Here is a 19,985-nt window from a genome sequence, read left to right on the forward strand (position 1 = left end):
TGACCCTCGACCGTTACCACCCCAGGAGGCTGGCGTGCTGCTCGCTCTGGGCGTCCTGACCGCGATGGCGGTCCTGTCGCCGGTCCTGGCCCGTCGAGGCTGCGGCCGGGAGCTCGGCTACCTGCTGGCGGCAAGCTTCCTCGGGGTCGCGGCCGTGATTGCCGCTCAGGTGCCGCGGATCCTCGATGGCGGCACGGTCGAGACATCGGTCGAGTGGCTGCCGTCGCTGGGGGTCACCTTCGCGCTGCGGCTCGACGGACTCTCGTCGCTGTTCGCGTTGATGGTGCTCGGGGTGGGCGCCCTCATCCTGGCCTACTGCCCTCGCTATCTCGGCCCCCAGGATCCCCACGGGGCGGTCTACGGACTGCTCACCCTCTTCGCTGCCGCCATGCTCGGACTGGTGCTCGCAGCAGACGTGGTGCTGCTGTTCGTGTTCTGGGAGGCCACCACTTTCTGCTCCTTCCTGCTGCTCGGGCTGGCAGGCGGCAAGGCCACCCGGCCAGCCCGGCGAGCACTGCTGATCACCGCCGCGGGTGGCCTGGCCCTCCTGGTCGCGGTGGTGCTGCTCACCGCCGTCACCGGCAGCACCGTGATCAGCGACATCGTGGCCGACCGCGAGGTGATCCTCGAGTCCCCCTTGGCGCTGCCAATCGGGGCGCTGGTCGCCTTCGCCGCCTTCACCAAGTCAGCCCAGGTGCCGCTGCACTTCTGGTTGCCCGGCGCGATGGTGGCCATGACCCCGGTCAGCGCCTTCCTGCATGCAGCGACCATGGTCAAGGCCGGGGTGTACCTACTGATGCGGGTCTCGCCCATCTTCGCCGGCCTACCGGCCTGGTCGGCGCTCCTGGTCTCGGTCGGACTGACCTCGGCACTGTGGGGCGCCTTCATGGCCTTGCGGCAACACGACTTGAAGGCCATCCTCGCCCATTCAACGGTCAGCCAGCTCGGATTGCTGGTCGCCGCCATCGGTGTCGGCACCTCGATCGCGCTCGCCGCCGCGATGCTCCACACCATCGCCCACGCGTTGTTCAAGGCCACCCTGTTCATGCTCATCGGCATCATCGACAAAGAGGCCGGTAGCCGCGACATCAGAAAGCTGTCCGGACTGTGGCGGGTGATGCCGGTGACAGCAACAATGACGGCCCTGGCCGGCCTGTCAATGGCCGGCATCGTGCCCATGCTCGGCTTCGTGAGCAAGGAGTACCTCTTCCAAGGCTTCTTCCAGACCGACTTCGCCCCCGCAGCCGGCGTGGTCGCCGGCGCGATCGCCGTCGCAGCCTCGGCCCTCACCGCCGCCTACGGTCTGCGGATCTTCTACGGCGCCTTCGGCGGCACCCGGCAACCAGGCCTTTACGAGCCATCACCGGCGTTCCTGGCGCCCGCCGCGGTCGCAGCGCTGACCGGTCTGCTCCTGGGGCCGGGCATCGACCTCCTCAACCCGCTCGTGGCGCGCGCCGGCGCCGATGTCGTCCCCGGGCAACCGCTGGCGGCCTTTGAGTTCTGGCACGGGTTGAGCCCCGAGATCGTCATGTCGGGCATCGCGATCAGTACCGGGCTGCTGCTCTTCCTGCGCCGACACCACGTCGATCGACTGCTGGACCGGATCGCGGTTCCCGACGCCGGCGCCGCCTTCGACCGGGGCCACGCCAGGCTGATCTCCTTCGGCTACCGAATCGGGCAGCCCGACCGAGCGGACGGCACGGTCAATCACCTGGTTCGGCCCCTGCTCGGCGCACTCGGACTCGCGTTAGTCGGCTTCCTCGCGGTCCGCGACCTCCCCGAGGTGCGACCCTCCGACACCGCCGCGGACTGGGTGGTGGCAGGCTTGGTCGCCCTCGGCGTCGCGGCCACCCTGGCCACCCGCAACACGCTGGCGGCGCTGGCATCCCTCGGCTTCGTCGGTCTCCTCATGGCGGCACTGTTCGTGAGTGCCGGTGCGCCGGATGTCGCGCTGACCCTGGTGCTGGTGGAGGTGCTGACCGCCGTCGTCGTGGTCTGGGTGCTGCGCCGGTTGCCAACACGCTTGCCGGCCGTGGAGCGGCGTCGCCTGTGGGGGGCCGGGATGCTCGCGATCGCCTGCGGGCTGGCTGCTGCGTCTGCGACGTACGCCCTGACCGGCCGGCGAAGTGCCTCGGTGGCATCGGAGTACTTCCTCGACAACGCCGAGGCAGCCACGGGGGGCACCAACGTGGTCAACACCATCCTGGTGGACTTCCGGGCGATGGACACACTCGGCGAGGCGGTCGTCCTGGCGGTGGTGGCGATTGGGCTGCTGGCCCTCCTCGGCCCCGCCGGCGGGGGCGTGGCCGAGCCAAGGGCTTCAACTCAGGACCGTGACAGCGCCGCCGCCGAAGTGTTCCTCCAGGCCAGCGCCCGGCTGGTCGTGCCGGGTGCCGCCCTGGTGGCCGCCTACCTGCTCTACGTCGGCCACGACGCGCCCGGCGGTGGCTTCATCGCCGCTCTAGTCGCCGGGGCCGCGGCCGCGGTCCACCAGCTGGCCCACGGACAGCTGCCGCGGTGGCTGGGACCCGAGCAACTGGTGGGTTGCGGGATTCTGGTCTGCGTGGGCACCGCGACGCTGGCGCTGGCGATGGGCGAGGCCGTGCTGGCCCCATTCAAGCTGCCCGGATTGGAGGTCCTCGGCGTCGGTTCGGCGCTGATCTTCGACATCGGCGTCATGCTCATGGTTCTCGGCATGCTGGTGGCCGCCCTGGACCGATTCGGAGCCGACACCCGTCGATCCGACCCGCTGAAGGTGCACCCATGACCGCGGCGATCGTCGTCGGCGTGCTGGTCGCCGGTGGGGTGTGGTTCCTGGCGCAGCCAGGTCTGCTGCGAGTGATCTTTGGCTTCGTGCTCCTGGGGCACGGCGTCAACGTGCTGATCCTGGCGTCGGGTGGCCTCGATCGTCGTGGGGCGCCATTCGTGGGCGAGGGGGTCGAGGACGTCGCCGCCGCAGCTGATCCCTTGCCGCAAGCCTTCGTGCTGACCGCGGTCGTAATCGCTTTCGGGGTCACTGTCTATCTGTTGGGGCTGCTACGTGCGGAGTCCACCGCCGGTGACGACAGCGATGACGATAGCCAGGACGACGTGGAGGCCGGCCCGTGACGCCCGTGCTGCTCGCGCTGCCAGTCCTCGCCCCGCTGGGGGCCGCAGGCCTGCTGGTGCTGTGGTCGCGAAATCACCTTGGCGGCTCACCGGCGGTGCCTCGGGTCGTCGGCTGGGGCGTCACCGCGACCGTGCTCGCCGTGTCGGTGACGCTGCTGACCGACACCCTCGACGGGGAGGTGCAGACGCTGCAGCTGGGCGGCTGGCCGCCCGGCATCGCCATCGTGCTGGTCGCCGACGTCCTAGCTGCCCTCATGATGACGGTCACCGCGCTGTTGGTGCTGCTCAGCCTGGTCTTTGCCGCAGCCACCGGCGAGGACGACGGTCACATGATCGTGCTGGCGATGGTGCTGTCCACGGGCGTTTATGGCGCGGTGCTCACCGGCGATCTGTTCTCGCTGTTCGTGTTCGTCGAGATGATGCTGGTCCCGAGCTACGTGCTCTTGATCCGATCCGGGGGACAGCGCAGGCTGGCAGCCGGGCAACGCTATGTCAGCGTCAACCTGCTCGCTTCGACCCTCTTCCTGGCTGGCGTCGGCCTGCTCTACGGCGTCACCGGCACCGTCAGCCTCGGCGAGCTCGCCGGGGCGGCGCGGGCCCCGGCGGCAGCCATCGCGACGGCGGTGGTGCTGCTCGCTCTGGGGATCAAGTCCGCAGTTGTGCCGTGGCACAGCTGGCTGCCTGGCAGCTACGCGGTAGCAGGGCCGGCGGTGGTCGTGCTGTTCTCCGGCTTGCTCACCAAGGTCGGCGTCTACGCGCTGTTCCGTGTCTACGCCGTGGTCTTCGACGGCGACCGACGTTGGTTGTGGGTGTTCCTGGTCCTTGCAGTGATCACGATGGTGGTCGGGGTGCTGGCCGCGCTGGGGGAGCGCTCCATGCGATCGGTGCTGACCTTCCACATGGTCAGCCAGATCGGCTACATGCTGCTGGGGTTGGGGTTGTTCACGACTGCCGGGCTGTCAGCCGGGGTCTTCTTCCTCATCCAGTACGTCCTGGTCAAGGCGGCACTGCTGATGTGCGCCGGGGCCATCGAGGTCACCTATGGCACCGACGAGCTCCGTCGCCTGGGCGGACTGGGCCGGACCGAGCCCGCACTCGCGATTGCTTTCGGCGTCTCCGCCCTAGCTCTGGTCGGTGTGCCGCCGCTGTCCGGCTTCGTGGCCAAGCTGCACTTGGTGCAGGCTGCGGTCTCCGAGCAACACTACGTCGCAGTGGCAGCGGTGGCAGTCGTCAGCCTGCTCACGCTGACCTCGATGCTGAAGCTCTGGAACGCGGTCTTCACCGAGCCCGAACACTCGGCGCCACCGGACGCCGGCCGGCCGACTGCGTCCACAAGCGTTCTGGCCCCGGCACCTGCGGTTGCGCTGTTTCCGAAGGCCGGTCGGATCGCGCCGCGGCGCCTGCTGCTGGCCCCCATGCTCCTGCTCACCGGCTTGGCCGTCGTGCTCGGTCTCGCAGCGGAGCCGCTGCTCGAGGTCTGCGAACGAGCAGCCGAGGGCCTCATCGACGTTCGCGCCTACGTCGAGGCGGTGAGCTCACCGTGACCGGTCTTGGTGGCACTCGCGCCGTCCGCCTGGCGGTCCTCGCCGTGGCGTACGGGTGGCGCTTCCTCAAGGCCAACGCGCAGGTCGCGGCCACCGTATTGACGGGCCGGCCGCGGCTGGCGCCGGTCCTGGTCGTGGTGCGGCTGCGGTGCCGGACGCCCGCTGAGGTGGCTGCCTACATGGGTCTGATCACCTTGACCCCCGGCACCATGGCCGTCTCGCTCACGCCTGACCGCACTCGGTTGCTCGTGCACGGAATGCACGCCCCCGACGTGGCCTCCTTCCGCGCAGACCTGGCACACCTGGAAGAGCAGCTGCTGCGAGCCATGCGCCGGCCGGGGCGAAGCGAGGCGGCTTCGGACGAACAGAAAGCAGGGTGAGCAACGTGGAACTTTCTCTGGATCCGGTGCTGGACATCGCGCTACTGATGCTCTCAGCCGCGCTCGGCGTAGCCATGCTGCGGGTGGCGCGTGGTCCCACCGACGCTGACCGCGCGCTGGCCGCCGACGTGGGCTTCGCGGTGCTCATCGCCGCGGTCGCGATCTTGGCCGTGAGGCTCGACGAACCAACGCTCTACAGCCTGGTCATGGTCGCGACCCTGGCCGGGTTCCTCACCACGGTCGCCTTGGCCCGGTTGGTAGAACGGCGGTCACCGTGAGTGCCCAGGACTCGGTTGCCGGACTGCTGGTGCTCCTTGGCGCGGTGTTGTTCGCCACTGCGTCCGTGGGGCTGCTGCGGCTGCCCGACGCCTACACACGAGCCAACGCGGCCGCGAAAGCCGCAGGGTTGGGGGTGGTCAGCGTCCTGGTAGGCGTGCTGGTCCACGACCCGAACGTCCCCACAGCGATCACCCTCAGCCTCGCCATCGTGTTCCAGCTGCTCACGGTCCCGATCGCCGGCGTCGCCATCGCCGAGGCGGCCTGGCGCTCGGGGGCACCCCCGGTGCCCGGGACGCAGTACGACCCGCACCCACCGCCCTGAGGCACGTCAGCGGGCCAAGGTGAGCGAATCATGCGAAGACGATATCGTGATATGCTTAGCGTATGTCAGGGGTGGGATCAGTGCTCCCGCCGCTTCGTCACCACGGCCGGAGCGGTGGCCAATCGGGTTCTCCCTCCGCTCCGCGGCGGGAGGAGATACCCGACGTGCGCAGGGGGCGCACGGGTGCCAATCGCTCTAGAACGGGTCGAGAAGCGCCCCCGTATGGCCGTGTCCGGCCCAATGCCGGCCCGGCAGGCTGCGCCAGCTAACCCCCGGGTGCTGATCGGGATGGACGGGTCAATGGGGTCGCAGGAGGCTCTTGTCTGGGCGCTCGACGTCCTCGGGGCTCAATGCGGAGTGCTGATTCTGGCGAAGGTGGTTCACTTCGACGCGACCGACGACGCCACCCGTTCGGACATTGCGGCCGCTACGCAGCGATTGGCCTCCTCAGCCGACCATGCCGAGGGCACGGTAGGAGTGGTGAACTCCGCGGTGCTCGCCGGTCCGCCAGCGGAAGCGCTGCGGTGATTTGCGAGGAATCAAGGCATGGACCTCATCGTGGTCGGGCGTCGCGGTCGTGGTCTGTCCAACCGCCTGCTCGGCAGCGTCTCCTCGGACCTGGTCCACCACTCGCCGGTTCCAGTCGTCGTGGTCGGGCCTGGCCCTCCCGATGACCGATTTTGCTGGCATGGCCTCGATGGGTCAGTTGTCGCACTGGGATGGCGCCGGCACGCGGGGGTCTGGCGAAACCCGCGAACCTGATCGCGCAGCACGAACCGGTGGCGGCCGTGTCGACCGGAGGGGCGCGGGAGGAAGCGAAGCCCTCGGCCAGCGGACGAACTGGAAATCGCGTAACATTGATCGTTATGATCCGCGACGACTGGACCTTCCTGTCCAACCACGGCCACGTCCTGGTCGCCCTCGCGCGCAACCCCGACGCGCGCACCCGCGACGTCGCGGACGCCGTCGGCATCACCGAGAGGGCCGTGCAGCAGATCGTCGCGGACCTCGTCGAGCACGGCTACCTGGACAAGGAGAAGGTCGGTCGGCGCAACCGGTACCGGGTCACCCGCGAGTCGCACTTCCGGCACGAACTGGAGTCCGGTGTGACCCTCGGTGCTTTCGTGGACCTCGTCAGCAAGTCTGTTGCCACCTCTTGACATGCGAAGACCGATTCGTGATAAAGTAGGCGTATATCAGGGTTGGGGAGTAACCCACCTCCGGTTGCACGTCACCACGGCTGATTTCCCCAACTGATCGGCCCGGCGACCGGGTTCCATAGCGGGACGGGAGAGACCACTCCTGATCACCAGCCGGGCAACAGGCCCGGACCGACGACAACGGTGGTGATCAGCATGGACGACGTTCTCATTCTCCTCGGACTCGCTGTCTGGCTCGGCCTCTGGGCGGCGCGCGAGCTTGGCTGGTGCGGTGTCAGGCGAGGGCAGGCGAGCGCTGCTGCACGGCGCAGTCAACCTCGCTCACACTCCGGGTCTGTGCACGAGGGAGGACCTGACGGCCCGCACCTCGATTCGATCGGCCAACGGACATGATGCTCCTCAGACTGTCCGCTGCTGGGATGGAGAACTTCGACCGGTCCCACCCCCACGTGCGACTGCCCATCGCGGGGGCCTGGTCGCGCGAAGTGCTCCTCCAGGTCGCAGAACACCTCCAGCGCGGGGACTGTGTGCACGTGACCTTGACGATCTCGCACGAGGGACTGCTTTCGAGGGCGTGGCGGCACGGTCCTGCCGGAGGCGAGACCGGCGTGCGTGACCGTCTCGAAGACCTTGCCCGGGTCGTGGGCCTTGACGCGAGTCGCGTGTTGGTGACGATCGAACGCCATCCGAGCCGGTTCAGTCGATGGTGGGAGGCCTGGGCATGGCGGCGCGGGATCGGCGGAGCGCGACACCCGCGAGCCGGCGAGCGTCGGCTCGACGAACTCCTCGCGCAGCCCGAGCCTTACCTCGACGACAGGTACCACGACAAGACTGGGTCCTGCGAAGGTAGGCCACACGTGCTGGTCCCTGCGGCGGAACCGCTGGAGTGGGATGTCATCGACGCGCTGCACCGCTGGGTGTCCGTCGGACGCGAAGTCCACTTGGTGCTGACGGTGCCCCACTCCCCGGTCTCGCGCGACCCTGAGCTCCACCTGCTGTGGGAACGACGCATGGCACTCGACCTCGCCGACCGCGAGGGCGAGATCACCCAGCTGTGGCCAGGAACCCCGCTCGTGCGGACCGAAGTGGTCAGAACCCACCCCACGGCGCGCCACGTTCGACGGGCACGTCGGTTGGCACCGCGGACGCCATGACGGTCCGCGAGCATCAACGATGGAGTGCTCCGGGAGGGAGAACATCATGATTCACACCGATAGAGGCGCCGCGTCAGGCCACGCTCCCAACACGAAGGCGTCGGCCCTCACCCCCGATGACAGCCACGGCGGCGGGACCAGCCGAGGCCTACCCCGCGACCTCACACCGGAGGCTGCCGCACACCTGACCGCGACCGGTGGGTACCCCTGCATCTCCGTGCTGATGCCGACCACCCCGGCTACCCGGATGGGGATCGCGGACCGCGCGCGCCTCGACGGCCTGCTCCTTGACGTCGAGCGCCGCCTCGACGACCAGCCGCTGGGCGACCGCGAGCGGCTGATGTACGAACTGCGACGACAGGCCCGCATCGCCCAGGACTCCAACACGCAGCATGCGCTAGGCCTCTTCGTCAGCCACAGTGCCTCGCGCGCCTGGACTCTTCCGGTGACGGTCCACGAGAAGGTCGTGGTCGAGTCCACCTTCGCCACCCGTGACCTCCTCCGGGCGCTGCACCGGACTCCGCCGCACCTAGTCGTGCGTGTCGACGAGTTCGGGGCTCGGTTGTACTGGGTTGCGTCACGGGTCACGCTGCTCGACACCGTTGAGCGGATACCCGAAGGCCACGCACAATCCATGGACTTGTCGGGCCTCGACAGATCCACCCCGGAGCGCGAGGCCGACGACCGCAGCGACCTGCTCGCCCGGATTGACGCGCGCATGGCACAACTGAGACTAGAGCGTCCGGCTCCCCTCGTCCTGGCCGGCGACGCGGCACTCATCGACGAGCTGAAGAGCACCGCGCGGTGGCTGCACCGCCTCGCGGGCCACGTCGTCGGCGCCGAGGCCGACAAACCGGCCGAGCTCTTCAGAACGACAGCACTGTGCCTGGAGGACTACCTGCACCGACGTGGTCAGCAGACCCTCGAGGACCTGTACGAGGCGGCCGCCAACCATCCTGAACTGGTAGTGGCCGGGCTGGACCAGTGCTGGACGGCCGTGGAAGACCGGATCCCGGGCACGCTGGTCGTCGAGCAGGGATACACCCATCCTCGACCATCCAGAGAAGGTGGCGAGCCTGTGTCGCATGACTTGGTCGATGATCTTCTTGAGCACGCCATCGAGGCCGGCAACCTCATCGCTTTCGTCGACGATGCTCAACTGCACGAGTTCGGCGGGATCGCGCTCCTGAGGGTCCCGTGAACGAACACCAGGCGATAGCGGGGTCCCGTGCCTCCGCGACTCCCTCGGACCGCTTCTCCCTCGCCTCCCCACCCATTTGAGGCCAAGCACGCACCCACTGCGACACCTTCGCTTACGTTCGACACCCGACATGCGCACGAACAAGAGACCACGTGAGCGTCTACCGATCAGAAACCGACGGCGGCCGCCGCTCCGACCCCGACGGCAGCAAGGAATACGCGACGACTTCTCCCCACTGGAACCAGCTCGAGACATCGGATGGCTGCTCACCCTGGTGAGCGCGGCGGGAGCGTTGGGGTCCATGGGGACTCTTTCCGAACGATCCGGTGGGTCGCGCCGCTGGGTATTGGGTCTCCACCGCGAAAATTGTCGCCATCATCGGCACCATGTGGCTGCGCGCCTCCGACACCGCATCGGCAGTTGCCGTCACCGGGTTGCCGGGTGGAACACTCCTACTCCTCGGCGCGATTCGCGGCCACCCGACCTGCGTCGCGGAACCCGACAATTGCTAGGCATCTGAACTGGCAGCCCGCTCCGTCCAAGGCCGGAACGACGTGGCCCTCGGTGGAGGTCGAACGACGTTCGGTCTCCATAGAGTCGCTCCATCTGCTTCGACAATCCCGATCCCTTCTGTAACGGCCCGACGCCGGCGAAGCTAATGCCGTCACCACAGTGTGCGGTGGCGCCGACATCGTCCTGGGCGCAATCATGCAAATCCGTCGCGACCCCGGAGAAGTGACTGTAGGTCGTAGCACCGACTGACGAGAGTGCCAAACGAAAACGAGGGCTCCGGCATCCCGGAGCCCTCGTGCTCGAACCGTGAGTTCGAGCTCTACGTGCACAAGTGACTATATGTCGTAGTAGAGCTCGAACTCGTGCGGGTGCGGCCGCAGCTGCACGGGGAGAATCTCCTGGGTGCGCTTGTAGTCGATCCAGGTCTCGATCAGGTCGGGCGTGAACACGTTGCCGACCGTGAGGAACTCGTGGTCGGCCTCGAGGTTGTCCAGCACCGCGCCCAGCGAGGTCGGCACCTGCTCGATGTCGGCCATCTCGTCCGGCGGCAGCTCGTAGATGTCCTTGTCGATCGGCGCGGCGGGCTCGATCTTGTTCTTGATGCCGTCGAGACCGGCCAGCAGCAGCGCGGAGAACGCCAGGTAGGGGTTCGCGGACGGGTCGGGGCAGCGGAACTCGATGCGCTTGGCCTTCGGGTTCGAGCCCGTGATCGGGATGCGCACGCACGCCGAGCGGTTGCGCTGGCTGTAGACCAGCGAGATCGGGGCCTCGAAGCCCGGCACCAGGCGGTGGTAGGAGTTCACCGTCGGGTTGGTGAACGCCAGCAGCGACGGGGCGTGCTTGAGGATGCCGCCGATGTAGTAGCGCGCCATGTCGGACAGGCCGGCGTACCCGGTCTCGTCGTAGAACAGCGGCTCGCCGTTGTTCCAGATCGACTGGTGGCAGTGCATGCCCGAGCCGTTGTCGCCGAAGATCGGCTTCGGCATGAAGGTCGCGGTCTTGCCGTTGCGCCAGGCGACGTTCTTGACGATGTACTTGAACTTCATCACGTCGTCGGCGGCCTGGAGCAGCTCGCTGAAGCGGTAGTTGATCTCCGCCTGGCCGGCGGTGCCGACCTCGTGGTGGGCCCGCTCGACCTGCAGGCCGGCCCGCTCCATCTCGATGACCATCTCGTCGCGCAGCTCACCGAAGTGGTCGGTGGGGGCGACGGGGAAGTAGCCGCCCTTGTACTTGACCTTGTAGCCGCGGTTGCCACGCTCGAGGTCCTGCCCGGTGTTCCAGGCACCCGCGTCGGACTCGATCTCGTAGTAGCCGGCGTTCGCCTTGGTCTCGAAGCGCACGTTGTCGAAGACGTAGAACTCCGCCTCCGGTGCGAAGTACGCCGTGTCGCCGATGCCGGTGGTGCCGAGGTAGGCCATCGCCTTGCGCGCGATGTTGCGCGGGTCGCGGGAGTAGGCCTCACCGGTCAGCGGGTCGTGGATGAAGAAGTTCACCACCAGCGTCTTCGCAGCCCGGAACGGGTCGAGGTAGGCGGTGGTCGGGTCGGGGAACAGCGACATGTCCGACTCGTGGATCGCCTGGAAGCCACGGATCGACGAGCCGTCGAAGCTCAGCCCGTCGTCGAAGACCGACTGGTCGAACGACGAGACGGGGACCGTGAAGTGCTGCATGACGCCGGGCAGGTCGCAGAAGCGGACGTCGATCATCTCGACGCCGTTGTCCTTGACGTACTTGAGCAGCTCGTCGCTGTTCTGGAACATTCGTCCTCCTTGGCTGCGGACTCGGGGCGGCAGCCGGCAGAAAGCCTGCGTGTGGGTGCCCGGGCGGCGTTGCGCCGGGCGTGCTCGCAAACTATGCACGGGCAGTTTCTCGACCATATCCACTTTGTTTCGGGCGTGTAACAGGTGTGTCGGGTGACCTGCGCCCCTCCACCGGCCCGGCGTCAGCACCCGCGCGAGGCAGCGAGCGCAGCGGGCCCTAGGCTGCTGCGGTGCCCGAGCATGACCTCCCCACCGCCTCCTGGGCCCGGCGCCTGCTGGCCCTGCTCGTGGACTGGGCGGCGTCCACGTTCGTGGTGATCACGCTGCTCGGCTTCGACGGCTGGCGCGACGACTCGAACGCCGGGTTCTACGTGCTCGCCGTCTACGTCGTCGAGAACACGGTGCTGAGCTCCCTGGCCGGCGGGTCGTTCGGCAAGCTCGCCACCCGCCTGCGGCTGGTCCGCAAGAACGGCGACCCCCGACCCATCGACCCGATGCGCGCCCTGCTGCGCTCGGTCCTGATCGCCGCCGTCGTACCGCCCCTGGTCTTCCGTCCCGACGGCCGAGGCCTGCACGACCTCGCGGCCGGCAGTGCCACCGTCACCCTGCAGACCTACCGGTCTCTGCGCGGGATGCCCGCCGTCTGACCCGGTCATGCCGTTGGCGGCAAGGTGGCGACGGCTAGGCTCGCGGCAACGTCCGCACCACCCCCTCGGAGGTCACCCGTGGTCCGTCCCCTCGCCCGCCCGACGCGGGCCCGCCGCACCGCCGCAGCCGTGCTGGTGCCGTTGTCCCTGGCCGCACTCACCGCCTGCGGTGACGACGAGGGCAGCGCGGCGTCATCCGGCAACGTGGCGCTCGAGTCGCAGGTCGAGGAGGTCGCCGAAGGCGAGACCGTGGACGCCGCGGACGTCGGCGAACAGATGCTGGCCAGCTTCACCGAGGGCGAGACGGTCTCCGTCGAGATGACGATGACGCTGATGGGGGCCGAGATGGTCTCCGAGGGTGTCGGCAGCTACGCCGGCGACCAGCCGGAGACCGCGATGACGATGACCAACCCGTTCCTCGGCGAGGACGAGACGGAGGTCAGGTTCGTCGACGGCGTCGTCTACATGAACCTCGGCGCGCTGAGCGACAACAAGTTCTGGTCGCTCGACCCCAGCGACGCCGACGGCTCCGGCCTCCCGCTGGGCGGCACCCTGGACCAGATGGCCGACCCCCGGGCGGCGCTGGAGTCGATGTCGGAGGCCGTCACCGAGGCCGTCTACGCCGGAGAGGAGGAGGTCGACGGCGAGACGACCGACCGTTACACGCTCACCATCGACGTCGAGGAGATGTTCGCCGCCAGCGGGCTCGGGGAGCTCGGCGCCGACGCGACCGCGATGATGCCCGCCGAGGTCACCCAGGACATCTGGTTCGGCGAGGACGGCCTGGTCCGCAAGGCCGCGGTCGACATGGGCGACGCCGGCAGCACGGTCATGGAGTTCTCCGGCTGGGGTGAGCCGGTCACCATCGAGGCGCCGCCGGCCGACCAGGTCGAGGAGATGCCGGATCTCGACCAGCTCGGCCAGATGGGCGGCCAGGTCGCAGGCTGAACCGGGCCTCGCCTCGACACAACGCCGCCGGCCCCGGGGAGACCCGGGGCCGGCGGCGTTCTCGTGGTCGCGCGTCGCGACGCGGGCCGGCTCAGCGGCCGCGCATGTTCTGCCGCAGGCCCTTCATGTTCGTGGGCATCGGGCCCTTGGGCAGCGGGATGTTGGACCGGTGCGCGTCGAGCGCCTTGAGCCGGTTCATGATGTCGGTCATCTCGGCGGGCTTCACCGAGCGGCCCAGCTTCTGCACGTGCCGCACCAGCTTGGGCAGCGGCACCTGACCCTCACCGTTGCCGCAGACCACCTCGTGGATCGGGGCCTCCGCGGCGACCCGCTCGTGCTTGCGGCGCTCACCGGTCATCAGCGGCCGCAGCCGGTTGGGGTTGCCCTCGCCGATCAGCACGATGCCGGGCGGGCCGACCAGGCGGTGCACGACGTCCTGCTGCTTGTTGAACGCGATCACCGGGTCGGAGTGCCACCCGCGCTTGAGCATCCGCAGTGCCGCGGCCGCGGCGCCGGGCTGGCCCTCCATCTGGGCGTACGCCGCGGACTGGGCGCGGCGCCCGAAGACCACGGTGGCGCCGAGCAGACCGAACATCAGGGTGCCGGTGATCGTGATGATCCAGCTCAGCACGCCGTCGCCCGGCAGCACCCAGAAGATGACGAACGCCAGCGCCGCAGCCAGCACGAACGCCCCGAGCATCCACCACACGACGGCCGGGTCGGACCGCCGGGTCATCCGGAAGGTCTCGACGAACTGAGCTCGCTTGGTCATCTTGTCGGGATCGACGGCCTTGGCCATGACGGTCTGCGTCTCCTGCGTGAGGCGTGGTGCGGCGGATGGGAGGTGGGGCAGGCAGCCGAGGGTCAGCCGCCGACGGCGGCGGCGCCGGTGCGCGCGTCCATGGCCTGACGGTACAGCCGCCCGGCCCGGTAGGACGAACGGACCAGCGGGCCGGACATGACGCCCGAGAAGCCGATCTGCTCCGCCTCGGCGGCCAGCTCGACGAACTCCTCGGGCTTCACCCACCGCTCGACCGGGTGGTGGCGCACCGAGGGGCGGAGGTACTGGGTGATCGTGACCAGCTCGCAGCCGGCGTCGTGCAGGTCGCGAAGCGCCTGGCTGACCTCCTCGCGGGTCTCGCCCATGCCGAGGATCAGGTTCGACTTGGTGACCAGACCGAAGTCGCGGGCCTGGGTGAGCACGTCGAGGGAGCGGTCGTAGCGGAACGCCGGCCGGATCCGCTTGAAGATGCGCGGCACCGTCTCGACGTTGTGCGCGAGCACCTCCGGTCGCGACTCGAACACCTCGCGCAGCAGGTCGGGCTTGCCGTTGAAGTCGGGGATCAGGTTCTCGACGCCGGTCTCGGGGTTGAGCTCGTGGATGGCGCGCACCGTCTCGGCGTACAGCCAGGCACCACCGTCGGGCAGGTCGTCACGGGCGACTCCGGTGATCGTCGCGTAGCGCAGGCCCATGGTCTGCACCGACTCCGCGACCCGCCGCGGCTCGTCGCGGTCCAGCGGCTGCGGCTTGCCGGTGTCGATCTGGCAGAAGTCGCAGCGGCGCGTGCACTGGTCGCCGCCGATGAGGAAGGTCGCCTCGCGGTCCTCCCAGCACTCGAAGATGTTGGGGCAGCCGGCCTCCTGGCAGACCGTGTGCAGCCCCTCGGACTTCACCAGCCCCTGGAGCTCCTTGTACTCCGGGCCCATCCGGGCCTTGGTCTTGATCCAGGCCGGCTTGCGCTCGATGGGGGTCTCGCTGTTGCGGGCCTCGAGACGGAGGAGCTTGCGGCCTTCGGGAGCGGGGGCGGTCACGTCGGTCAACTGTACGCCGCGGGCCACAGGCACCCGCCTGCGGGAGAGCCGCGGCCGGAGCAGGGTCAGGGCACGTCGCGGCGGCCGAAGGAGGCCAGGGACGCGGCGCTGGCGGCGAGTGTGATGACCGCGAAGTAGACGGCTCCGCCGAACGCGGTGATCCGCTCCACGCAGCGGTCGGGCACGCGGGGACCGCCGTCGCAGCCGGGGCGCTCCCACACGGTGAACTCGATGCCGTCGACGAGCACGGCCATCGCGTTGTTGTGGGGCAGCACCCAGTGGTGGGTCGGCACCCCGAGCACGCCCAGCAGCGTGGCGCCGGCGAGGGCGACGGCGAACATCACCCCCAGGGTCGCAACGGTGCTGCGGAACAGCATCGTGAGGGCATAGCCGCCGAGCCCGGCGACGCCGCAGAGGGCGGCGCCGCGCAGCACCTGCTGGTAGGCCTCGGTCATCGTGCCGTCGGGCAGGTCGAGGTCGCGGGAGCTGGCGATCGCCCACAGTCCGGTCCAGTACGCCGCGAGGACCAGCGCCGCGAAGCCGGCCGTCACGGCGAGCACCGTCAGCCCCTTCGCGAGCCACACCCTGGCACGGCGTGGCTCGAAGAGCAGCTGGTTGCTCATCGAGCCGCTGTTCCAGTCGTGGCCGACGAACGTGGTGCCCAGCAGCAGCATCAGCGCACCGAGGACGACGGCCACCGCGATCGCGGAGCCCTCCTCGCGCTCCTGGACCAGGTCGAGGGGCGAACGGGTGAGGTACCACTCGGCCTGGGGGAGGATCGCCTCCGCACAGGCGGCCTCGACCTCGTCGGCCCCGCCGCCGGCGGCGCCCCAGCGTTCGGGCTTGGCCTCGCAGCGCTTCAGCTGCCGCTGCATGTAGGGCTGCTCGGCCTCGCGCTCGACCGTGAGCTCGGCGTTGCGCCGTTCGGCCTCGGAGACCGGCCGGGTGTTCCAGGCAGTGGCGGCGAGCACCAGCGCCGGGATGACGACCGCGGCGAGCAGCAGCAGCACGACCGCACGCCGCCACCGCAGCCGGGTCAGCTCGACCCGCAGCAGCGCGATCACGACCGACCTCCGTCCGGGCCGGTGTGGGCCGTGAGGTGGCCGCCGAGGGTGTCGGCGGCGGTGAGCTGGAGGAACACGGTCTCCAGGTCGGGGCGCATCGAGGTCAGCTCGCTGAGCCAGATGCCGGCGCCCGCGAGGGCCCGGGTGACCTCGGCGGGCCGCTCGGCCTCGACCAGGAGCGTGCCCTCGGGCTGCCCGGACGAGTCGGGTGCGACGACGAACCCGGCGGACTCCAGCGTCGAGCGGGCCGCCGCGGCGTCGGGCACCGAGATCCGGTGCACCGCGTCGCCGCCGACGAGGTCCTCGACCCGGCCGCTGGCCAGCAGCCGGCCGTTGCCGATGATCGTGGCCGAGCTGCACACCTGTTGCACCTCGGCGAGGATGTGGGAGCTCAGCAGCACGGTGACCCCGGCGGCGCCGAGGCCGCGGATCATGTCGCGGATCTCTCGGATGCCGGCCGGGTCGAGCCCGTTGGTGGGCTCGTCGAGGATCAGCAGCTCGGGGTCCTTGAGCAGCGTGGCGGCGATCGCCAGTCGCTGCTTCATGCCCAGCGAGTAGGACTTGTAGCGGTCGCGGTCGCGATCGGTCAGCCCGACGCTCTCCACCGCGGCGTCCACCCGGGTGTCAGGGGCGCCGATGCTGCGGCTGAGCAACAGCAGGTTCTGCCGGCCGGTGAGGTTCGGGGAGAACTTCGGCATCTCCACCACCGCGCCCACCCGGCCGACCACGGCGGGGAGCCGGCGCGGCACGGGCTGCCCGAACAGCCGCATCGTGCCGGCGGTGGCCCGGGCCAGGCCGAGCAGCATCCGGATCGTGGTGGTCTTGCCGGAGCCGTTGGGGCCCAGGAAGCCGTGCACGCCGCCGGCCGGCACGGCCAGGTCCAGCCCCTGCACCGCGACCCGCAGCTCTCCCCGGCGGGTGCGGAACTCCTTGCGGAGCCCCTCCGCCTCGATGACGAGCTCGCTCATCTGTCCCCCTTGACGCCCGAGCGCCCCGGGCGGGCGCCCGACGATCCAACCAGTCGTCGGCATCGAGGGCCGCATCGACCCGCCGGGGGGCGCGCGGCCGATCAGCCGCCGGGCGTGAGCAGCTCGATGCGCGGCGTCCGGCCCGGCTCGGGGCGGGGCTCGTAGTCGGGCGTGGGGGAGTACGGCGTCCAGGCGAGGTAGTGGGCCAGGTGCCGCTCGACGCCGGGCAGCACGTCGGTGACGGTGACCCGTCGGCCGAGCTCCTGGCTGAGGGTGGTCACGCCGGCGTCGGCGATGCCGCACGGCACGAACCGGTCGTACCAGCCGAGGTCGACGTCGCAGTTGAGCGAGAAGCCGTGCATGGTCACGCCCCGGCTGACCCGGATGCCGATCGCGGCGATCTTGCGCTCGGGCCGGATGCCGTCGGCGCGCAGCCAGACGCCGCTGCGGCCGGGCACCCGGGCGGTCTCGACCCCGAGGTCCGCGCAGACGGCGATCAGCGCCTCCTCCACACGGCGTACGTAGTCGACGACCTTGACGTGGTCGGGGAGCCGCACGATCGGGTAGCCCACCAGCTGGCCGGGGCCGTGGAAGGTGATCTTGCCGCCCCGGTCGACGTCGATGACCTGGGCGCCGCCGGGGTCGGCGGGCCGTTCGTGCGGGTCGGTGCGCTTGCCGGCGGTGAACACCGGCGGGTGCTCGAGCAGCAGCACGGTGTCTGGCTGCTCGCCCTGGACGACCCGGTCGTGCACCTCGCGCTGCAGCTCCCAGGCGGCGAGGTAGTCGACCGCGGCGTCGCCCAGCCCGGCGATGGTGAAGATCGGGTCGCTCACGCGGTCGACCCTACGCCGACGGTGGCGATGGCCCACAGGCCGTGGGCGCGCGGCGGCCTGTGGATGACGTCGACGGGACTCCAGTGGATCGGGGCATGGTGGGGGAGTGCACGACGACCCGGCCACCCCAGCGATGCCGCCGGCCGCGCTGCCCCGGCAGCCGGTCCGGCCGCCGTCGCTGTGGCTGCTGGTGCTCGCCGTGCTGGTCACCGCGGTGCCGTTGGTGGTGGCCGTGCTGTTGCCACCGGCCGGCGGGTCACCGACTGTGGTCGCGGCCCGCCTCGAGCCGGCGGAGGTGGCGCCCGTGGCGCCTCGTGAGGAGGTGGGGGCGCTCGCGGTGCTGCGTGCCTGGGACCAGCGCCGCGCGCGTGCCTGGGCCGCCGGCGACCCGCGACGGCTGGTGTCGCTCTACCTCCCGCGGTCCCGGGCCGGGGCCCGTGATCGCGCCATGCTTCGCGCCTGGCGTGCTCGTGGTGTTGCGGTCACCGGTCTGCGCACGCAGCTGCTCGCCGCCCAGGTGCTCGTGGAGCGCCGGCGCCGATTCGTCGTGCAGGTGACCGAGCGGGTGGCCGGCGCCACCGCCCGGCTCGGGTCCGGCCGCGAGGTGCGGCTGCCGGTCTCGGTGCCGGTGCAGCGGGTCGTCGAGCTGCGCCGCCGCGACGGCCGGTGGCGGGTCGCCTCGGTGCGGGCCGGGGCCACCCGCCGCGAGCCCCCCGCATATCGAGGTGAGCCGCGAGGGGCGGTTGGGTGAGGATGTCCGGGTGACCGAGCTGAGACTGCGTCCGCTCCGCCTCGACGACGAGCCCGAGGCCGTGCGCGCCCACGACGAGCTCGCCGTCGACGGGTTCGACTTCCTGCAGCTGTGGCAGCCCGGCGACGACTGGGCCTCGCTCGTGGAGCGGTACGCCGCCATCCGCTGCGGACGCGACCTCCCCGAGCGGTTCGTGCCCTCCTCCTTCCTGGTGGCCGAGGTGGGCGGCGTGCTGGTGGGGCGGGTCTCGGTGCGCCACGAGCTCAACGACTGGCTGGCTCGGTTCGGCGGCCACATCGGCTACGCCGTCAGGCCTGGGCACCGGCGCCGCGGCCACGCCACCGAGATGCTGCGCCAGTCGCTCGTGGTCGCGCGGGCGGTCGGCGTCGACCGAGCCCTGGTCACCTGCGACGACGACAACCTCGCCTCGGCAGCGACGATCGAGCGCTGCGGCGGGGTGCTCGACTCGGTGGTCGACGTCGACGGGGCGGAGGTCAAGAAGCGGCGCTACTGGATCGACTGACGCTCGCCGAACCGGCCGCCGTCAGCGCAGCCCGGTGGTCAGGATCGCCTCGACGTCGGGGTCGCGGAACCCGTAGCCGGCCTCCTCGAGCACCGCCGAGCGCACGTTGAGCGAGCCGAGCAGCTCCGGCGCCATCGCCCCGGCTCCCACGCGCAGCGCGAACGAGGGCACGGCGAGCGCGGCGGGCCGGTGCACCGCGCGGGCCAGTGCCCGGGTGAACTCGGCGTTGGTGGGCGGCTGCGGGCAGGTGAGGTTCACCGGGCCGCTGACGGTGGGGTGCTCGGCCAGGAACGCGACCGCGCCGACCCAGTCGCGCAGCGAGATCATCGCCATGTGCTGCCGGCCGCTGCCCAGTCGCGCCCCGAGGCCGGCCTTGAACAGCGGCAGCAGCAGCTTCAGCGGCGCCGCGGCACGGTCCATCACCGGCGCGGTCCGGAGCACGCACACGCGGGCGCCCGCTTCGGCTGCGGGCGTCGTGGCGGCCTGCCACTCGCGGGTGACCTCGGTCAGCAGCGCGTGGCCGCGGCTGTCGGAGGCCTCGGTGAGCAGCGCGTCGCCGTGGTCGCCGTAGTAGGAGATGCCGTTGCCGGCGAGGTATGCCGGACGGCTGGTCGCCGCGGCGATCGCCTCGGCGAGCACGCGGGTCGTGGTGACCCGGCTCTCGCGCAGCTCACGGGCCCACCGGTCCGAGTGCGGGTTGCCCGCAGTCGGCGAGCCGGCGAGGTTGACGACGACGTCGGCGGACTCCACCAGCCCCGGGTCGAGGTCGCCGCGGTAGGGATCCCACCGGGCCTCGTCCGCCCCCCGCGCCTCCCGGCGTACCAGCGCGGTGACGGTGTGGCCGCGCTCCAGCAGCTCCGCGCGCAGGTGGCTGCCGAGGAAGCCGGAGGCGCCGGCGATCACGATGTGCATGCCTCCAGCCTGCCAGCCGGGGGGTCGGGTCCGCTGTCGTGTCGGTTCACCAAGGGATGCAGACGAAGCTGCGGGTGTCGGTTCGGCTGCATCCCTTGGTGAACCT

The 19,985-nt window shown here is 70.2% G+C and carries 20 protein-coding genes and 1 pseudogene; 14 read left to right on the forward strand and 7 right to left on the reverse strand.

What is annotated here, in order from left to right; translation table 11 throughout:
* The first annotated feature begins 34 nt into the window (after positions 1–34).
* From mbhE to D6B71_RS00140, 10 genes and pseudogenes are all read left to right on the forward strand, one after another.
* Positions 35–2,767, forward strand: coding sequence for a hydrogen gas-evolving membrane-bound hydrogenase subunit E (gene mbhE, locus D6B71_RS00090; protein WP_206051482.1), 2,733 nt, complete (start codon positions 35–37; stop codon positions 2,765–2,767).
* On the forward strand, positions 2,764–3,108 hold the full coding sequence (locus tag D6B71_RS00095) for a sodium:proton antiporter (RefSeq protein WP_121250828.1): 345 nt from the start codon (positions 2,764–2,766) through the stop codon (positions 3,106–3,108). The genes mbhE and D6B71_RS00095 overlap by 4 nt, the downstream gene beginning before the upstream one ends.
* Entirely contained in the window at positions 3,105–4,652 is a 1,548-nt protein-coding gene (locus tag D6B71_RS00100) for a monovalent cation/H+ antiporter subunit D family protein (RefSeq protein WP_121250830.1), read from the forward strand. The genes D6B71_RS00095 and D6B71_RS00100 overlap by 4 nt, the downstream gene beginning before the upstream one ends.
* The gene (locus D6B71_RS00105) at positions 4,649–5,032 is read left to right on the forward strand and encodes a Na+/H+ antiporter subunit E (RefSeq protein ID WP_164519482.1); all 384 of its coding nucleotides are present in this window, start codon (positions 4,649–4,651) and stop codon (positions 5,030–5,032) included. Before D6B71_RS00100 ends, D6B71_RS00105 begins: the two co-directional genes overlap by 4 nt.
* Positions 5,029–5,310, forward strand: a complete 282-nt coding sequence (locus D6B71_RS00110; RefSeq protein WP_206051483.1) for an MrpF/PhaF family protein — start codon at positions 5,029–5,031, stop codon at positions 5,308–5,310. Before D6B71_RS00105 ends, D6B71_RS00110 begins: the two co-directional genes overlap by 4 nt.
* A complete protein-coding gene (gene mnhG, locus D6B71_RS00115) occupies positions 5,307–5,633 on the forward strand; it encodes a monovalent cation/H(+) antiporter subunit G (protein ID WP_121250832.1) in 327 nt (108 codons plus the stop codon). Before D6B71_RS00110 ends, mnhG begins: the two co-directional genes overlap by 4 nt.
* 276 nt (positions 5,634–5,909) lie before the next feature.
* Positions 5,910–6,395 (forward strand): annotated as a pseudogene (locus D6B71_RS23250) (universal stress protein).
* 104 nt (positions 6,396–6,499) lie between these two features.
* Positions 6,500–6,793: a helix-turn-helix transcriptional regulator gene (locus tag D6B71_RS00130; RefSeq protein ID WP_121250838.1), complete on the forward strand. Its 294-nt coding sequence runs from the start codon at positions 6,500–6,502 to the stop codon at positions 6,791–6,793.
* Positions 6,794–7,326: 533 nt separating this feature from the next.
* Positions 7,327–7,947 (forward strand): hypothetical protein, encoded by a 621-nt coding sequence (locus D6B71_RS00135; protein ID WP_126688163.1) that lies wholly within the window; start codon positions 7,327–7,329, stop codon positions 7,945–7,947.
* Between the two features lie 223 nt (positions 7,948–8,170).
* Positions 8,171–9,148: a baeRF3 domain-containing protein gene (locus tag D6B71_RS00140; RefSeq protein WP_240641016.1), complete on the forward strand. Its 978-nt coding sequence runs from the start codon at positions 8,171–8,173 to the stop codon at positions 9,146–9,148.
* 848 nt (positions 9,149–9,996) lie between these two features.
* Here the strand turns inward: D6B71_RS00140 and glnA are convergent.
* A complete protein-coding gene (gene glnA, locus D6B71_RS00145) occupies positions 9,997–11,421 on the reverse strand; it encodes a type I glutamate--ammonia ligase (protein WP_121250844.1) in 1,425 nt (474 codons plus the stop codon).
* A gap of 230 nt (positions 11,422–11,651) precedes the next feature.
* Between glnA and D6B71_RS00150 the strand changes: the two genes are divergently transcribed.
* Positions 11,652–12,068, forward strand: coding sequence for an RDD family protein (locus D6B71_RS00150; RefSeq protein ID WP_121250846.1), 417 nt, complete (start codon positions 11,652–11,654; stop codon positions 12,066–12,068).
* A gap of 78 nt (positions 12,069–12,146) precedes the next feature.
* Positions 12,147–13,016 carry an SCO4651 family lipoprotein gene (locus D6B71_RS00155; protein WP_121250848.1) on the forward strand — a complete coding sequence of 290 codons (870 nt, stop codon included), beginning with the start codon at positions 12,147–12,149 and terminating at the stop codon, positions 13,014–13,016.
* Between the two features lie 91 nt (positions 13,017–13,107).
* Here D6B71_RS00155 and D6B71_RS00160 read toward each other — a convergent pair whose 3' ends face one another.
* The 5 genes from D6B71_RS00160 to lipB all read right to left on the reverse strand — a co-directional run bounded on the left by D6B71_RS00160 (position 13,108) and on the right by lipB (position 17,693).
* Positions 13,108–13,815 carry a DUF4191 domain-containing protein gene (locus D6B71_RS00160; RefSeq protein WP_121250850.1) on the reverse strand — a complete coding sequence of 236 codons (708 nt, stop codon included), beginning with the start codon at positions 13,813–13,815 and terminating at the stop codon, positions 13,108–13,110.
* Between the two features lie 65 nt (positions 13,816–13,880).
* Entirely contained in the window at positions 13,881–14,828 is a 948-nt protein-coding gene (gene lipA / locus D6B71_RS00165; protein WP_206051484.1) for a lipoyl synthase, read from the reverse strand.
* 65 nt (positions 14,829–14,893) lie between these two features.
* Positions 14,894–15,892 (reverse strand): hypothetical protein, encoded by a 999-nt coding sequence (locus D6B71_RS00170; protein ID WP_121250852.1) that lies wholly within the window; start codon positions 15,890–15,892, stop codon positions 14,894–14,896.
* Positions 15,889–16,860, reverse strand: a complete 972-nt coding sequence (locus D6B71_RS00175; protein WP_121250854.1) for an ABC transporter ATP-binding protein — start codon at positions 16,858–16,860, stop codon at positions 15,889–15,891. The genes D6B71_RS00170 and D6B71_RS00175 overlap by 4 nt, the downstream gene beginning before the upstream one ends.
* Positions 16,861–16,961: 101 nt before the next feature.
* Positions 16,962–17,693: a lipoyl(octanoyl) transferase LipB gene (gene lipB / locus D6B71_RS00180; protein WP_206051485.1), complete on the reverse strand. Its 732-nt coding sequence runs from the start codon at positions 17,691–17,693 to the stop codon at positions 16,962–16,964.
* Between the two features lie 106 nt (positions 17,694–17,799).
* Here lipB and D6B71_RS00185 point away from each other — a divergent pair, with 106 nt between their 5' ends.
* Positions 17,800–18,444, forward strand: a complete 645-nt coding sequence (locus D6B71_RS00185) for a hypothetical protein (RefSeq protein ID WP_121250856.1) — start codon at positions 17,800–17,802, stop codon at positions 18,442–18,444.
* Between the two features lie 10 nt (positions 18,445–18,454).
* On the forward strand, positions 18,455–18,967 hold the full coding sequence (locus D6B71_RS00190; protein ID WP_121250858.1) for a GNAT family N-acetyltransferase: 513 nt from the start codon (positions 18,455–18,457) through the stop codon (positions 18,965–18,967).
* A 21-nt stretch (positions 18,968–18,988) separates the two neighbouring features.
* Here D6B71_RS00190 and D6B71_RS00195 read toward each other — a convergent pair whose 3' ends face one another.
* A complete protein-coding gene (locus D6B71_RS00195) occupies positions 18,989–19,879 on the reverse strand; it encodes a TIGR01777 family oxidoreductase (protein ID WP_121250860.1) in 891 nt (296 codons plus the stop codon).
* Positions 19,880–19,985: the final 106 nt, after the last annotated feature.

The sequence above is a fragment of the Nocardioides ferulae genome, assembly GCF_003660455.1.
In the GTDB taxonomy this organism is placed as follows: Bacteria; Actinomycetota; Actinomycetes; order Propionibacteriales; family Nocardioidaceae; genus Nocardioides; species Nocardioides ferulae.

Coding starts and splice junctions, on each gene's coding strand:
- D6B71_RS00095 (WP_121250828.1), top strand. CDS start 2,764: ATGACCGCGGCGATCGTCGTCGGCGTGCTGGTCGCCGGTGGGGTGTGG.
- D6B71_RS00130 (WP_121250838.1), top strand. CDS start 6,500: ATGATCCGCGACGACTGGACCTTCCTGTCCAACCACGGCCACGTCCTG.
- D6B71_RS00140 (WP_240641016.1), top strand. CDS start 8,171: ATGCCGACCACCCCGGCTACCCGGATGGGGATCGCGGACCGCGCGCGC.
- glnA (WP_121250844.1), bottom strand. CDS start 11,421: ATGTTCCAGAACAGCGACGAGCTGCTCAAGTACGTCAAGGACAACGGC.
- D6B71_RS00160 (WP_121250850.1), bottom strand. CDS start 13,815: ATGGCCAAGGCCGTCGATCCCGACAAGATGACCAAGCGAGCTCAGTTC.
- D6B71_RS00175 (WP_121250854.1), bottom strand. CDS start 16,860: ATGAGCGAGCTCGTCATCGAGGCGGAGGGGCTCCGCAAGGAGTTCCGC.
- D6B71_RS00195 (WP_121250860.1), bottom strand. CDS start 19,879: ATGCACATCGTGATCGCCGGCGCCTCCGGCTTCCTCGGCAGCCACCTG.